Below are 14,009 nucleotides of genomic sequence, written 5' to 3'. Positions count from 1 at the left end.
GCGCATGCTCGATGCCCCGCACGGCTGGGCGAAACAATACACGGGCAAGGAGTCGAGTCCAGCGTAGCGGCCTGATTTGACGGCGTGTGCGCAGGGCCTTGCAACTATAGTCTAACGGGCCGTTTGGTGGCCCATCCGACGGACCGAAACTTGTCATGGAAAAATGTGCTGGGATCGCCTATTTTGAAGGCAGGATTCCCCGGCCCAGATGGAAAACAAAGCCAAAATGCAGCAGCCGCTCGTCGCCATATCGACCGACGTCCGTCAATTCGACAACTACACCTGGCATGCCGCCCCACAGCAATATCTGGAGGCGGCGATCGCCGGCGCCGGCGTGTTTCCGGTGCTGGTGCCCTCGTTCGGCGATCGGCTCGATTTCGATGAGCTGCTGTCGTCGGTCGACGGCGTCATGCTGACCGGCTCGAAATCCAATGTCGACCCCTCGCTCTATGGCGGCGATGCCAGCGAGGCGAACGGCCCCTATGACCCGGCACGCGACGCCACCACCTTGCCGCTGATTCGCAAAGCGATCGAGCGTGGCGTGCCGCTGCTTGCCATCTGCCGCGGCATCCAGGAGATGAACGTGGCGCTGGGCGGCACGCTGGGCACCGAAATCCAGGAGCGTGAAGGCTCGCTCGACCACCGCGCGCCGGTGAGCGACAATCAGGACGAACGTTTCGCGATTCACCAGACCGTTTCGATCAAGGCGGGCAGTTGCCTGGCCGGTGTGTTTGGGGCCGGCGACATGAAGGTCAACTCTTTGCACCGCCAGGCAATCGGCCGGCTTGGTTCGAAGCTGCAGATCGAAGCCGTGGCCGACGACGGCACCGTCGAGGCGGTCTCTGTAAAGGATGCCCGCGCTTTCGCGGTCGGCGTCCAGTGGCATCCCGAATACTGGGTCAAGTCGGATAGTAACTCGGCCAAGATCTTCCGGGCCTTCGGCGACGCGGTTCGCCTGCATGCGGCTGCCAAAGCCGGCGCCCGCGCGGCGGCGGAGTAATCAGTCGTCGGTGCTCGGGTCCCCGGCGGCCGCCAGCGACAGCAGCGGCAGTGCGGGAGCGTAGGATTCGAATCCGTCGCCATCGGCGACCGCGAAGGTGACGATCGGATCGACGCCGTTGACGCTGAAGGCGACCGTGCCGTCCTCCTGCTCGCGCCAGAATTTCGCCCGCTCGATGCCTGGCATGAGTCGGCGGCAGTTCGGAGCTACCGTCAAAAGCGACAGGCCGTCCGAAACGGTGGCGCCGCGTTTGATTGCGCAAACCCCCTCATCACCATTGGCGACCAGCCTGTAGGTGTCGGGCGGCGCGGCCTCTTCTGCGACGCTTTCGCCAGTGCCGCCATGAAACAGCTGAACGCCGCCAAACAGGGCGGCGGCTCCGATCAGTACGGAAAGCGTTTTCATGGTGATCCTCATCCATGCGTACGGACAGGATGAAGAATGATTTCAAAGGGTTAAGCTGACGTTAATAAATATGGCAGCCCGACCGCTCAGCCGCGCGCCTTCACATGCGCGGTCTCGGGCACAGGTGTGATCGACCGGCGCTCGCTGAACCAGGACACCAGATTGTCGACGCACAGATCCGCCATGGCGCGACGTGTGTGCTCCGACGCCGAACCGACATGCGGCAACAGACTGGCATTGGTCGTGTCAAGCAGCGCCCGCGGCACGTTCGGTTCGTCGGCGAAGACATCGAGCCCGGCGGCGGCGATAGTGCCCTTGGCGAGGGCTGTCGCAAGCGCCGCCTCGTCGACCGTGCTGCCGCGCCCGACATTGACGAAGACGCCGTTGGCGCCAAGCGCCGACAGGATCTCGGCATCGACCGCCTTTTCCGTCGAGGCGCCGCCCGGGACCACCGAAATCAGCGTGTCGACTGCTTCGGCGAGGCCCTTCAGCGTCGGATGATAGGGATAGGACAGGCCCTCGACCCGGCGCCGGTTGTGATAGGCGACGGGCAATCCGAACGCCTCCAGCCGGCGGGCAATGGCGAGCCCGATGCGGCCCATGCCGAAAATGCCGGCGCTGCGGCCGCGCAAGGTAAGCCGGCTCAAGGGATAGTTGCCCTTGCGCTGCCAGCTGCCGTCGCGCAGCCAGGCTTCGGCGCGCGGCAGGTCGCGCACGGTGTTGATCAGCAGGCCGATGGCGGTGTCGGCGACCTCCTCGGTCAGCACATCCGGCGTGTTGGTGACCATGATGCCGTGATCGCCAGCGTGGCGGGCATCGACCGAATCGTAGCCAACACCGAAACTGGCGACGATCTCAAGCTTCGGCAATGCATCCATGAAGGCCGCGCTGATGCCGCCGAACGAGGCGATGGCGCGCACGTTGTCACGCATTTCATCGGTGACCAGGGACGGCTCGGCGCGCTCGATCCCGACACGTCTGAATGTCCGGTCGATGCGCTCGACCGCGTGGTCGTTGAAATGCCCCGGCACCAGGATGGCGACGGTTTGCAGTTGCTCGGGCCTTGTCATGCACGCTCCACCGGCTTGCCGGTCGACTGTCGCACATGCAGTTCCGGCTTGATCAGTTCCTGAGAGGGCCGCACCGTCTGCCCGTTCAGCTTGTCGAGCAGGGCGCTGGCGGCGCGGCGGCCAACCTCGCGCTGACCGTTCCACACGGTGGTCAGCGCCGGCGTGGCGATTGCCGCCTCCTCGAGATCGTCGTAGCCGGTGACCGATATGTCCAGGCCAGGCACCAGGCCGGCGCGCGCGATGCCGTTCATCAGGCCGATGGCGACGAGGTCGTTCCAGCAGCAGGCGGCTGTCGGCTTGTCCTTCAGGGCCAGAAACTGTCCGGCGGCCTCGAAGCCAGCCTGCTTGGTGCGCGGGCCGGGGATGCGCCAGGCCGGCCGCACTTCCAGCCCGGCGGCCTCCATGGCGTTGACATAGCCCTGGTAGCGATCGCGGCCGGTCGAGGTCTGGTCGGTGCCGCCGATCATGGCGATGCGCTTGTGGCCGAGCGAGATCAGGTGATTGGTGGCAAGCCCCGTGCCATAGGCATCGTCGCCGCGAAAAACCGGCACGTCGGCGCCCTCGACGGTGCGCGCGATCAGCACCGCCGGCAGGCCGTTTTCCTCGGCCATCAGAATATCCGAGGCCGGAGTGCCGATGGCCGGCGACATGATGACGCCGTCGGCGCCGAGCTGCAAAAGCGTGTCGATGAAAGTGCGCTGCTTCTCGAGCTGGTCGTAGTGATTGGACAGGATGAAGGTCTGGCGGCTGCGGTCGAGCTCGCTTTCGATCGAGCGCAGGATCTCGGCGAAGAACGGGTTCATGATGTCATGCACGACGACGCCGACAATGCCCGAACGCGAGGTACGCAGGCTGGCGGCACGGCGGTTGTAGATGTAGCCGATGGCGCGGGCATGTTCCTTGATGCGGTCACGGGTGCCGCCTGCCACCAGCGGGCTGTCGCGCAGCGCCAGCGATACGGTGGCCGTGGACACGCCGAGCGCATCCGCGATCGTCGACAGCTTGATCTTCTGTGCCAGCCTTCCCCTCCCCCGTCGTTTTTTTAAACTGTTTAAAGGCGGCCTTATGCCACCCTTCGACGCTAAATCAAAGTTTTTTTGCCAGCGCTTCCGCCTCGACGTCCAGCACCGCACGATTGCGCAGGCGCAGCCGGTGCTCGCGATGAACGATGTAGAGACCGCTGGCGACGATGACGGCGGCGCCGACGAGCGTCCAGCGGTCGGGGAACTGCTTGAAGACGATCAGCCCGGAAAGGATCATCCACACCATCTGCGAATAGGGATAGGGGGCGAGCGCGGTGGTGGTGGCCATGCGATAGGCCTGCACCAGAAGCCAATGACCGACGCCGCCAAAGACGCCGAGCATGAGCAGGATGAACCAGTGCCAGCCATCATGCGGCAGGGAAAACGAGAACGGCAGCATGGGCAGGAGCACCACCGCCGGGGCCAGTGCCGAAAACAGGATGAGGCTTTCCGATGTCTCGGTCGCCGACATGCGCCGGGTCATGATCACATAGAAGCAGTTCGACAGCATCGAGCCGAGCGCGAACAGGTGGCCGATGCCGAAAACGCCGACTCCCGGCCTTGTGATGATCAGAACCCCGGCGAACGCGGCCAGGATCGCCAGCCACCGCCGCCAGCCCGCCCATTCGCCAAGCAGCGGGCCGGCAAGTGCGGTGATGACCATCGGCCCGAAGAAATAGATCGATGTCGTCTCGGCCAGTTGCAGGGACCGCAGGGCCAGCACGTTGAAGATGGTCGAGCCGAACAGGAACAGCCCGCGCAGGACATGAGCCGGCAGGTTGGCCGGACGGAACCGCGCCGGTTCACGCCAGCCGCGCAACAGCGCACCGACCAGCACGACATGCACGGCAAAGCGCACCCAGGCGACGACAAGCGCGGAGATGCCGGCTAGGACGAGGTATTTGCTGCTGGTGTCGAGAAAGGTGAAGAAGACATAGGTGGAAAGCATGCACAGGATCGCCACCGGCGGCGTCGCGCTTTCTGAAGATGTTTGGGGAGCACTCACTTGCAGGCCGAATGGAAAGCTGGGCTGAGGCCCACCTTTGCGGCAATTGCGGGCGTGCGGCAAGCCAAAAGCGGCTGGCACAACAAGAGCTGCGGACAGGCTCAGGCCCGGGTCGTCAGGGATGCATGCGAGCACCCTTGGTGATCTTGTCGACCGTCTTCTTGTCGGCGCGCAATGCGATGCCGACAACCTTGGCGTCTTCCGGCGCGAATTCGGCGAAGACGGCGCGGTTGGCGGCGTCGAACCCGGTCGAGAACATCTCCTCGACATAGAGCGAGCTCGTTACTCCGCGCTCCAGGGCGCGGCTGTGGATCGCGCCGAGTGTCGCCTGGTCGGCGGACAGCACGATGACGGGCTGGATCGACAGCGGGTTGTAGACATTGCCGGCGCGGTCACGATAGGGCTCGCCGATGATATCGGGGAACTGCGCGACGACGCCGCTGGTCAGGAATGCGGTGACGTTGAGTTTTTGCCAGACCGGCAGATCATCCCTGAGCACGATTGCAAATTTCGTATCGAACATGAGACAGTGACCATTCGGGGTTGTGCCCCTTTCAAGGCGAAAGGAAGCGATGTCGCTCGATCTAGGCAGCCAGGCGTTCCAGGGTCTTGGACGTTTGTGCGCGGAGGCTGCGGAAAACTGCATCATTGCCGCCCGCGACCCCGCCGGCATGGAGCGCATCGAGGCGCGATTCCACGGCAGCGCCTTCGACCTGCATCGCCACGACACCTATGCGATCGGGGTGACGCTGCAAGGCGTGCAGAGCTTTCGCTATCGCGGGGCCGCGCGGCATAGCCTGCCTGGCCAGATCATCGTCCTGCATCCCGACGAACTGCATGATGGCGGCGCGGGAACCGAGGACGGGCTGCGCTACAGGATCCTCTATCTGGAACCGTCACTGATGCTGGACTGCCTCGGCGGCGCATCGCTGCCTTTCGTCAGGCAGGCCGTGGTGGCGGACGAACGCCTGCGCGCGACCTTGCTTTCGGCGCTGGGTCCACTGGAGGAGGAACTCGACGAGTTGTTCGTCGCCGACTTCCTGGCGCAACTTATGCAAGGGCTCGCCCGCCATGCCGGCCAGCTGGCGAGAGCGGTGCCGGGAACGGCCTGGCGGGCGGCCGCTCTGGCGCGCGACTATCTCACGGAAAACTCTGCCCGGCCCGTGCGATCCGACGAGTTGGAGGCGGTTACCGGGTTCGACCGCTATGCCTTGTCCAGGCATTTCCGCGCCGCTTTCTCCACTAGCCCGCATCGTTTCCTTTTGATGCGCCGGCTTCAGCGCGCGCGGCGCATGATCGCCGCCGGCGAGCCGCTGGCACAGATCGCGGCCGAAGCCGGTTTCAGCGACCAAAGCCACTTCAACAGGCAATTCAAGAAGGCATTCGGCATGACGCCGGGACGCTGGTCTTCGCTGATCCGTGGGTCCGCCGCGGTGGCCTGATCACCGCAACCGGCGGTCAGTCGTCCGACTCGGCGTCGTCGTCGATCAAGGCCAGTTCTTCGTTCGAAAGATTGGCCTCGATGCGGGCAAGAAATTTGAACAGCGCCTTCTGATCCTTCTTGTCGAGGCCCTTCAGCGCCTGCTTTTCGGTCTTCTTCACCGATTTTTCGATGGCGCGGATGGTCTCGCGGCCGGTGTCAGTGAGAAAGATATGCGCCTGGCGGGCATCGGCGTCGGAGGCGCGCTTTTGCAGGAAACCCTGTGCCTGCAGCCGATTGATGGTCTTGGTGATGGTGGGCGGGCGCACGCCGAGCCGGCCAGCCAGATTGCCCGGGGTTTGGCCATCCTCGCGGTCGAGCGCCAGCATGATCTGGTCCTGGCCGGCATAGAAGCCATGCGCCAGCAGCCGTGCCGCAAGCGCTGTTCTTGCCAGCCTTGCCGCCGAATGCAGCCGGCTCATTGTCGCAGTCTTGTCCGCCTTGGCCATGGTCATCCCTCTTCGGCCATACCGGTGCGGGCAGCATAGACGCAGCCGGCCGGTTGGCAATCGACGATCAAAAAGATTCCGGCGCCTGAAATAGCTTTGCCGGCAAGCATTGCGGTACCCGCCGTGGCTAATGCCAGATGATTATTTCAGTTAGATGACAAACGACTTTTCGCGAAAGCGATTGCGGTGGATCGGCCGGCCGTGGTCGTCCACAGGCTCTTTTTGCGCACCGATACCGCATGGCCTGCAGGGCGCCGCCAGCCGCCTAGTTCGACGAGACGCTGACCTAGGGATTGGACCGCAGCCATTCGCGGTTTGCCTCGTGCAAAAGCCCGCCGCGCATCCTATATGGAGCCGACAATCCCTTTCGAGGCCGCCGAAATCTTTCAAGGCCCATCCATTCGAGGCAAGCCATGAGCGACGCACAGACGCAGATCCCCGTAACCGTTCTGACCGGCTATCTCGGCGCCGGCAAGACGACGCTGCTCAACCGCATCCTGTCGGAAAACCACGGCAGGCGCTACGCCGTCATCGTCAACGAATTCGGCGAGATCGGCATCGACAACGACCTGATCGTGGAGTCCGACGAGGAAATCTACGAGATGAACAATGGCTGCGTTTGCTGCACGGTGCGCGGCGACCTGATCCGCGTCGTTGAGGGCCTGATGCGCCGGCCCGGCCGCTTCGACGCCATCGTGGTGGAGACCACGGGTCTCGCCGATCCGGTGCCGGTGGCGCAGACCTTCTTCATGGACGACGACGTGCGCTCCAAGACGAAGCTCGACGCCGTGGTGGCGCTGGTCGACGCCAAGCACCTGCCGCTCAGGCTGAAGGATTCCAAGGAAGCCGAGGACCAGATCGCCTTCGCCGACGTCGTCGTGCTCAACAAGACCGACCTCGTCACACCAGAAGAACTGGCCAAGGTGGAAGCGACGATCCGCGCCATCAACCCGGCCGCAAGGATCCATCGCACCACCCGCGCCGGCGTGGCGCTGTCGGAAGTGCTCGACCGCGGCGCCTTCGACCTGTCCAGGGCGCTGGAGAACGACCCGCATTTCCTCGAGGCGCATGACGACCACCATGGTCATGATCATGATCATGACCACGACCACGATCATCACCACCACGATCATGACGGGCACGATCATGACCACGATGGACACGACCATCACGCGCACCCATCCGACATCCATGACGTGACGGTGCAGTCGGTTTCGCTGCGGGGAGGCGAGATGGATCCGAAGAAATTCTTCCCCTGGATCGAGAAGGTCACCCAGATGGAGGGGCCGAACATCCTGCGCCTGAAAGGCATCATCGCCTTGAAGGGCGACGACGAGCGCTACGTCATCCAGGGCGTGCACATGATCATCGAGGGCGACCACCAGCGCGCCTGGAAAGACGGCGAGAAGCATGAGAGCCGGCTGGTGTTCATCGGTCGCGAACTGGACCCCGAACGGCTGAGGAAGAGCTTCGAGGCCTGCCAGGCCGCTTGATTTCCGGACTTTATGGCGGTAGCGCTGCCCGCTCTTCCTTCTCCCCTTGCGGGAGAGGGTGGGGCCGCGCCTGGCGCGCTGGCGGCTCCCGAGACGACCAGCAACAATCTGGAATGGACCTGTCCTACATGCCGACCGTCGCCCCGCTTGATCTCGAAGGCCATTGCCTTGCCGCCGCCTTCCTCCGCGACGTGCCGCATTTCGCGCTGGCCGACGGCACCGTCCATCGGCTCGACAATGGCCACAAGACGGTGCAGGCCAATGACGGGCTGCTCGCGGCCTTCCACGATGCCGCCAATGACCGGCTGCTCACCGGCGGCGAAGACGGCAAGGTGTTTGCGGTGAAAGCGGGCGGCGAGGCCAAGGAATTGGCGAGCGCGGGCAAGAAGTGGGTCACCAGCGTCGCCGCTGGCCCGCAAGGCGCCATCGCCTACGCTACAGGCAAGACCGCCTATGTGCGCTTTGCCGACGGCCACACAAAAGAGTTCGCCCATCCGCGTTCGGTCGAGGGGCTGGCATTTTCGCCCAAGGGCATGCGCTTCGGCGTCGCGCGCTACAATGGCGCGACGCTGCATTTCCCGGCCGCCGAGGGCAAGCCGGTGGAGCTCGAATGGGCCGGCGCCCATACCGGCATCACCTTCTCGCCGGATGGCGCCTTCCTGGTCACCACCATGCAGGAAAACGCGTTGCACGGCTGGAAGCTGGCGGACGGCAAGCACATGCGCATGAGCGGCTATCCCGCCAAGGTCAAAAGCCTGTCATGGAGCGTGAAAGGCAAGTGGCTGGCGAGTTCCGGCGCGCCGGCGGCGATCGTCTGGCCGTTTTCAGGCAAGGACGGGCCAATGGGCAAGGCGCCGCTGGAACTCGGTACGCGCGGCAATGCGATGGTGACCTCAGTCGCCTGCCATCCGAGCCAGGATGTCGTCGCCATCGGCTATGAGGACGGCATGGTGATGGCGGTGCGTTTTTCCGACGCCAAGGAAGTGCTGTTGCGTCGCCCCGGCAAGGGCGCCATCACCTCGATGATGTGGGACAGGGAAGAACGCCGCATCGCCTTCGGCAGTGCCGCCGGCGACTGCGGCGTTATCGACATCACGGGTTAGGGGAGTAGGGGAGTAGGGCAATATGGGAGCGGGTTTAGAGCATCCGGGCCGTTGAGCGCCTACCCCACTACTCCACTACTGCGCCAGAGAGGGGTTTCATGCACAGCGCCCACACGTCCATTGGCGGCGTCAGCCGCGACCGCATTGCCGCATTGCGGGATACCGAAGGCGCCAGCTTCCGCAAGGCGCGGCCGAAATCGCAGGCCAAGGCCGGCAACGGCCTGCCCGGCTTCTTCGGTGGCGTGCCGATGCACTGGATGAACGACTGGCCGACGCCGTTTCCGATCCTGGTCGAGAGCGCCAAAGGCGCTACGATCACCGACATCGACGGCAACAGGCTCGACGATTTCTGCCTCGGCGACACCGGATCGATGTTCGGCCATTCGCCGCCGGCGATAGCGCGCGCCATCCGCCGGCAGGCCGGACGCGGCCTGACATACATGCTGCCTTCGGAAGATGCGCTCGCCATTGGACCGCTGCTGCAACAGCGCTTCGGCCTGCCGTTCTGGCAGATCGCCACGACGGCGACCGATGCCAACCGCTTCGCGCTGCGCGTTGCCCGCGCCGTCACCGGGCGAGAAAAGATATTGGTTTTCAACGGCTGTTATCACGGCTCTGTCGACGAGACGATGGTGCGGCTGATCGACGGCAAGCCGGCCAACCGGCCCGGATTGGCCGGAGAATTCCGCGACCTGACCCGCACGGCCAAGGTCATCGAGTTCAACGACGTTGCCGCGCTGGAGGCAGCGCTCAGGGACAAGGATGTCGCCTGCGCCATCGCCGAACCGGTGCTGACCAATTCCTGCATGGTGCTGGCCGATCCCGGTTTCCACGAGGCGCTGCGAAAGCTGACCCGCGCGGCCGGCACGCTGCTTCTGATCGACGAGACGCATACGATCTCGACCGGACCGGGCGGCTATTCCGCGAAATACGGGCTGGAGCCGGACCTGTTCGTGCTAGGCAAGCCGATCGCCGGTGGTGTACCGGCAAGCGTATGGGGCATGAGCGAAGAGGTCGCCTCGCGCTACGCCGACTACAACAGGACGAAAGAGCCGGGTTATTCCGGCATGGGCACGACGCTCTCGGCCAATCCTCTGCAGTTTGCCGCGATGCGCGCCGCGCTCGAAGAAGTGATGACGGCCGAGAACTACGACCGCATGGATCATCTGGCGCGGCGGCTCGATGCCGGGCTGACCACGGTCATCGACCGCTACCGCCTGCCATGGCATGTCGCCCGCGTCGGCGCCCGCGTCGAATTCATCTGCGCGCCGGGCCCGCTGCGCAATGGGGCGGAGGCGGAGGCCGCGCACGCGCCGGAACTCGAAGCCGCCATCCATGTCGCGCTGGTCAATCGCGGCGTGCTTATCGCGCCCTTCCACAATATGATGCTGATCTCTCCGGCGACCACTGGCGCCCAGGTCAACCGGCTGATCACCGCCTTCGGCGCAGTTGCGGCGGAGCTTGCGGCATGAGACAAGCCACCCAACAGACAGGCGCGCAAGCCAGGCCGGGCTCCATCATGACTTCACCTTCGGGCTCGACGCCCACCGAGGCGCAGGCCTTTCTCGACGCCCATCCTGAGATCGAAGCCTTCGATATCGTGCTGACCGATGCCAACGGCGTCGGCCGTGGCAAGATCGTGCGCCGGCACGAGCTGAAAGCCATCTTCGAAGGCGGCCGGCACATGCCGATCTCGATCCTCGGCCTCGACATCACCGGCGAGGACGTGCACGAGACCGGGCTGATCTGGACCACCGGCGACGGCGATCTGCGCGCCTGGCCGATTCCTGGCACGCTGGTGCCGCTCCACGGGACCAACCCGCCGCGCGGCCAGGTGCTGATGGCGATGTATCATCTCGACGGCGCGCCGATGTCATCGGACCCGCGGCTGGCGCTGGCAAGGCAGGTCGACATATTGGCGTCCAAGGGGCTGTACCCGGCCGGCGCCTTCGAGCTCGAATTTTTTCTCCTCGCCAATGAGCGCGACAGCGACGGCAAGGTGCAGCCGGCGCACGCCGTGCTGGATGGCCGCGTCTCGGGCAAGACCGAGGTCTACTCGGTCGACCATCTGCACGGCATGGAGCCGCTGTTTACCGACATCTATGCCGCGGCCAAGGCACAGGGCATTCCGGCCGAGACCGTGATTTCCGAATATGCGCCCGGCCAGTACGAATTGACGCTGAACTACCGCAAGGATGTGATGCGGGCGGCCGACGACCTCGTCATGCTGAAACGGCTGGTTCGGGCGCAGGCGCGCCGCCATGGCGTCACCGCTTGCTTCATGGCCAAACCGATCGAGAAATATGCCGGCTCCGGCATGCATTTCCACGTCTCGCTGCAGGACAAGGCTAGCCGAAACGTTTTTTCGGAGGCCGGTGGCGAGAGTTGGTCGCTGCCACTGCTGCGCGGGCTGGGCGGCCTGATCCAGACCATGGCGGAATCGATGCTGGTGTTTGCGCCGCACGCCAATTCCTGGCGGCGCTTCGTCTCCCAATCCTATGCACCGGTGGCGCCGACCTGGGGCGTCAACAACCGGTCGGTGGCGCTGCGCGTGCCGGCGGGCGACGCCAGGAACCGGCGCATCGAGCATCGGCCGTCGGGCGTCGACGCCAACCCCTATCTGATCGCGGCAACCGTGCTTGCCGGCATCGTCAAAGGGCTCGACGAAGGCCTCGACCCCGGCCCCGAGACGACCGGAAACGGCTATGAGGCGGCGGTGACGCGCACGACCATGCCGGTCGACTGGCGCGCGGCGATCGAGGCGGCCAGAGCGTCCAGCTTCCTCAAAGGCGCGCTTGGCGAAGACCTGCACCGCACCTTCGTGGCGATCAAGCAGTCCGAATACCTGCGCGTGGCGCGCACGGTCAGCGAGCTGGACTATCACCTCTATCTGCACGAGGTCTGAGCCCTCGGAGGAACCATCGCCCTTCCCGTCCATTTCAGTGTCAGAACCGCGACAGGACAGGATGATGGCGACCACAGGCCAAACGCATGAAGCGAAGAGGCCGGCCAGGCGTAGCGAAGGCTTGCCACCGCTGCCCGCTGTGGCGCGATGCGACGCAGACCGTGTTCGGCGAAGGGCCTGACGGCGCCAAGGTGATTTTCGTCGGCGAGCAGCCCGGCGATCAGGAAGATCTCGCCGGCGCTCCCTTCGTTGGCCCGGCCGGCAGGGTGTTCGACGCCATACTGGACGACGCCGGGGTCGACCGCCAGAAAGTCTACGTCACCAATGCGGTCAAGCACTTCAAGTTCGAGCCGCGCGGCAAGCGTCGCATTCATTCCAAGCCGAACGCCGGCGAGATTCAGGCGTGCCGCTGGTGGCTCGACCAGGAATTCGGACTGATCAAACCGAACCTTGCCGTGGCGCTTGGCGCAACGGCGGCATTGTCGCTGCTCGGCAAGGCGGTTCCGGTGACGAAGATGCGCGGCCAGGCGATCGAGCGGGAAGATGGCATGCGTGTGTTCATCACCATCCATCCATCCTTCATCCTGCGCATCCGTGACCGTGCGGACAAGGAGGCCGAGCGAGAACGGTTCCTTGACGACATGAAGCAGGTGAAGCGGCTGATGGCTGCCTGATCCAAACGATTAGCGAATCAGGATGGCCCTGAGATCGTTGACATTGGTGCCGGTCGGACCGGGCACGAACAGATCGCCGACCGCGTTGAAAGCCGTCCAGGCATTGTTGCCTGCCAGCATCGCCTTGGCGTCGATGCCGGCCGCGCGCATGCGCGCGACCGTGGAACCATCGGCGAAGGCGCCGGCATTGTCCTCCGAGCCGTCGATGCCGTCGGTGTCGGCGGCCAGGGCGTGAATGCCCTTCACATCATTGATGCCGATGGCGAAGGCGAGCAGGAATTCGGAGTTGCGGCCGCCTTTCCCCTTGGCACGCAGCGTCACCGTGGTCTCGCCGCCGGACAGGATCAGCACCGGCTTTGAGAAAGGCCGATTGCGTGTCGCTACTTCGCGCGCGATGGCCGCGTGAACCCCGCCCACCTCGCGGGCTTCGCCTTCGATGGCATCCGAGAGAATGACAGCTTCCATGCCCTGTCGGCTCGCTTCCGCTGCGGCTGCTTCGAGCGACACGCCGGCGGAGGCGATCAGATGCACCTCGTTGCGCGAAAAGCGCTCATCCCCGGGAATTGGTGCATCGGCGGCCGGTGAATTGATATGCGCCATGACCGAGGCCGGCAGGTTCATGCCGTAGGCTGATATCGACGCCAGCGCATCCGCCCGGCTGCCGGTGTCGGGAACGGTCGGGCCGGATGCGACCAGCGCCGGATTGTCACCGGGAATATCGGAGACAACCAGCGACACCATTTTGGCCGGCCAGGCGGCGGCGGCCAGCCGGCCTCCCTTGATGGTGGAAAGATGCTTGCGGATGGTGTTCATCGCCGCGATCGGCGCGCCCGACGCCAGCAGCGCCTCGTTGACGGCGATCTCGTCGGCCAATGTCAGGCCGGTTGCCGGTGACGGCAGCAGCGCCGAACCGCCGCCGGAAATCAGCGCCACCACCAGATCGTCGGCGGTCAGCCCTTGCACCTTCCCGAGCAGCCGCCGCGAAGCCTCGAGCCCGGCGGCGTCCGGCACCGGATGCGCCGCCTCGATGATCTCAATGCGCTCACATTTCGCGTCATAGCCGTAGCGGGTGACGACCAGTCCTTCGAGCGGGCCGTCCCATGCTTTCTCGAAGGCCGCCGCCATCTGCGCCGAGCCTTTGCCGGCGCCGATCACGATGGTGCGGCCCTTGGGCCTGACCGGCAAATGATAGCGGATGGTCTTTTCCGGATCGGCGGCGGCGACGGCGGCGTTGAAGATGGAGGTGAGGAAGGATTTGGGATCGAGAATGGTCATATCCGGCAGCCAGCAGCGTTTCGCGCATTCTTGCAGAGCTGACGTTGCGCCTCACCCCGACCCTCTCCCCGTGAAGAACGGGCATAGGGGGATAGCCAGCGGTGGAGCGTTTCACTTCCACCCGCAG

General features: G+C 64.8%; 14 protein-coding genes. 7 read left to right on the top strand and 7 right to left on the bottom strand.

Annotated features, from left to right (window positions below; all coding sequences use genetic code 11):
* The first annotated feature begins 226 nt into the window (after nucleotides 1-226).
* A complete protein-coding gene (locus FJ428_RS29275; protein ID WP_140558776.1) occupies nucleotides 227-1,000 on the top strand; it encodes a gamma-glutamyl-gamma-aminobutyrate hydrolase family protein in 774 nt (257 codons plus the stop codon).
* Here the strand turns inward: FJ428_RS29275 and FJ428_RS29270 are convergent, their stop codons facing one another.
* The 5 genes from FJ428_RS29270 to FJ428_RS29250 all read right to left on the bottom strand — a co-directional run bounded on the left by FJ428_RS29270 (nucleotide 1,001) and on the right by FJ428_RS29250 (nucleotide 5,026).
* Nucleotides 1,001-1,405, bottom strand: a complete 405-nt coding sequence (locus tag FJ428_RS29270; protein WP_140559784.1) for a hypothetical protein — start codon at nucleotides 1,403-1,405, stop codon at nucleotides 1,001-1,003.
* Between the two features lie 86 nt (nucleotides 1,406-1,491).
* Nucleotides 1,492-2,475: a 2-hydroxyacid dehydrogenase gene (locus FJ428_RS29265; RefSeq protein ID WP_140880706.1), complete on the bottom strand. Its 984-nt coding sequence runs from the start codon at nucleotides 2,473-2,475 to the stop codon at nucleotides 1,492-1,494.
* Complete coding sequence (locus tag FJ428_RS29260; RefSeq protein ID WP_140501249.1) at nucleotides 2,472-3,494, bottom strand: LacI family DNA-binding transcriptional regulator; 1,023 nt, start codon at nucleotides 3,492-3,494, stop codon at nucleotides 2,472-2,474. Before FJ428_RS29260 ends, FJ428_RS29265 begins: the two co-directional genes overlap by 4 nt.
* A 67-nt stretch (nucleotides 3,495-3,561) precedes the next feature.
* The gene (locus FJ428_RS29255) at nucleotides 3,562-4,446 is read right to left on the bottom strand and encodes a DMT family transporter (RefSeq protein ID WP_181167431.1); all 885 of its coding nucleotides are present in this window, start codon (nucleotides 4,444-4,446) and stop codon (nucleotides 3,562-3,564) included.
* 172 nt (nucleotides 4,447-4,618) lie between these two features.
* On the bottom strand, nucleotides 4,619-5,026 hold the full coding sequence (locus FJ428_RS29250) for a DUF2000 family protein (protein ID WP_140567817.1): 408 nt from the start codon (nucleotides 5,024-5,026) through the stop codon (nucleotides 4,619-4,621).
* A 49-nt stretch (nucleotides 5,027-5,075) separates the two neighbouring features.
* Between FJ428_RS29250 and FJ428_RS29245 the strand changes: the two genes are divergently transcribed.
* Nucleotides 5,076-5,945 carry an AraC family transcriptional regulator gene (locus FJ428_RS29245; RefSeq protein ID WP_140880702.1) on the top strand — a complete coding sequence of 290 codons (870 nt, stop codon included), beginning with the start codon at nucleotides 5,076-5,078 and terminating at the stop codon, nucleotides 5,943-5,945.
* 16 nt (nucleotides 5,946-5,961) lie between these two features.
* Here FJ428_RS29245 and FJ428_RS29240 read toward each other — a convergent pair whose 3' ends face one another.
* Nucleotides 5,962-6,432, bottom strand: a complete 471-nt coding sequence (locus FJ428_RS29240; RefSeq protein WP_140501145.1) for a MarR family transcriptional regulator — start codon at nucleotides 6,430-6,432, stop codon at nucleotides 5,962-5,964.
* Nucleotides 6,433-6,845: 413 nt separating this feature from the next.
* Between FJ428_RS29240 and FJ428_RS29235 the strand changes: the two genes are divergently transcribed.
* The 5 genes from FJ428_RS29235 to FJ428_RS29215 all read left to right on the top strand — a co-directional run bounded on the left by FJ428_RS29235 (nucleotide 6,846) and on the right by FJ428_RS29215 (nucleotide 12,607).
* Entirely contained in the window at nucleotides 6,846-7,925 is a 1,080-nt protein-coding gene (locus tag FJ428_RS29235; RefSeq protein ID WP_140501147.1) for a GTP-binding protein, read from the top strand.
* Nucleotides 7,926-8,053: 128 nt separating this feature from the next.
* On the top strand, nucleotides 8,054-9,028 hold the full coding sequence (locus tag FJ428_RS29230) for a WD40 repeat domain-containing protein (RefSeq protein WP_140525596.1): 975 nt from the start codon (nucleotides 8,054-8,056) through the stop codon (nucleotides 9,026-9,028).
* A gap of 98 nt (nucleotides 9,029-9,126) precedes the next feature.
* Nucleotides 9,127-10,500: an aspartate aminotransferase family protein gene (locus FJ428_RS29225; RefSeq protein ID WP_140819085.1), complete on the top strand. Its 1,374-nt coding sequence runs from the start codon at nucleotides 9,127-9,129 to the stop codon at nucleotides 10,498-10,500.
* Nucleotides 10,501-10,547: 47 nt separating this feature from the next.
* Nucleotides 10,548-11,933 carry a glutamine synthetase family protein gene (locus FJ428_RS29220; RefSeq protein ID WP_140558777.1) on the top strand — a complete coding sequence of 462 codons (1,386 nt, stop codon included), beginning with the start codon at nucleotides 10,548-10,550 and terminating at the stop codon, nucleotides 11,931-11,933.
* 86 nt (nucleotides 11,934-12,019) lie between these two features.
* On the top strand, nucleotides 12,020-12,607 hold the full coding sequence (locus tag FJ428_RS29215; RefSeq protein WP_181167430.1) for a UdgX family uracil-DNA binding protein: 588 nt from the start codon (nucleotides 12,020-12,022) through the stop codon (nucleotides 12,605-12,607).
* Between the two features lie 9 nt (nucleotides 12,608-12,616).
* Here FJ428_RS29215 and FJ428_RS29210 read toward each other — a convergent pair whose 3' ends face one another.
* Nucleotides 12,617-13,882 carry a glycerate kinase gene (locus FJ428_RS29210; RefSeq protein WP_140525599.1) on the bottom strand — a complete coding sequence of 422 codons (1,266 nt, stop codon included), beginning with the start codon at nucleotides 13,880-13,882 and terminating at the stop codon, nucleotides 12,617-12,619.
* Between the last annotated feature and the right edge of the window lie 127 nt (nucleotides 13,883-14,009).

Origin of the sequence: Mesorhizobium sp. B2-8-1 (assembly GCF_006440955.1) — a bacterium.
Lineage (GTDB): Bacteria > Pseudomonadota > Alphaproteobacteria > Rhizobiales > Rhizobiaceae > Mesorhizobium.
Note: the sequence above shows the minus strand (reverse complement) of the source record. Positions and strands in the feature narration are given on the sequence as shown.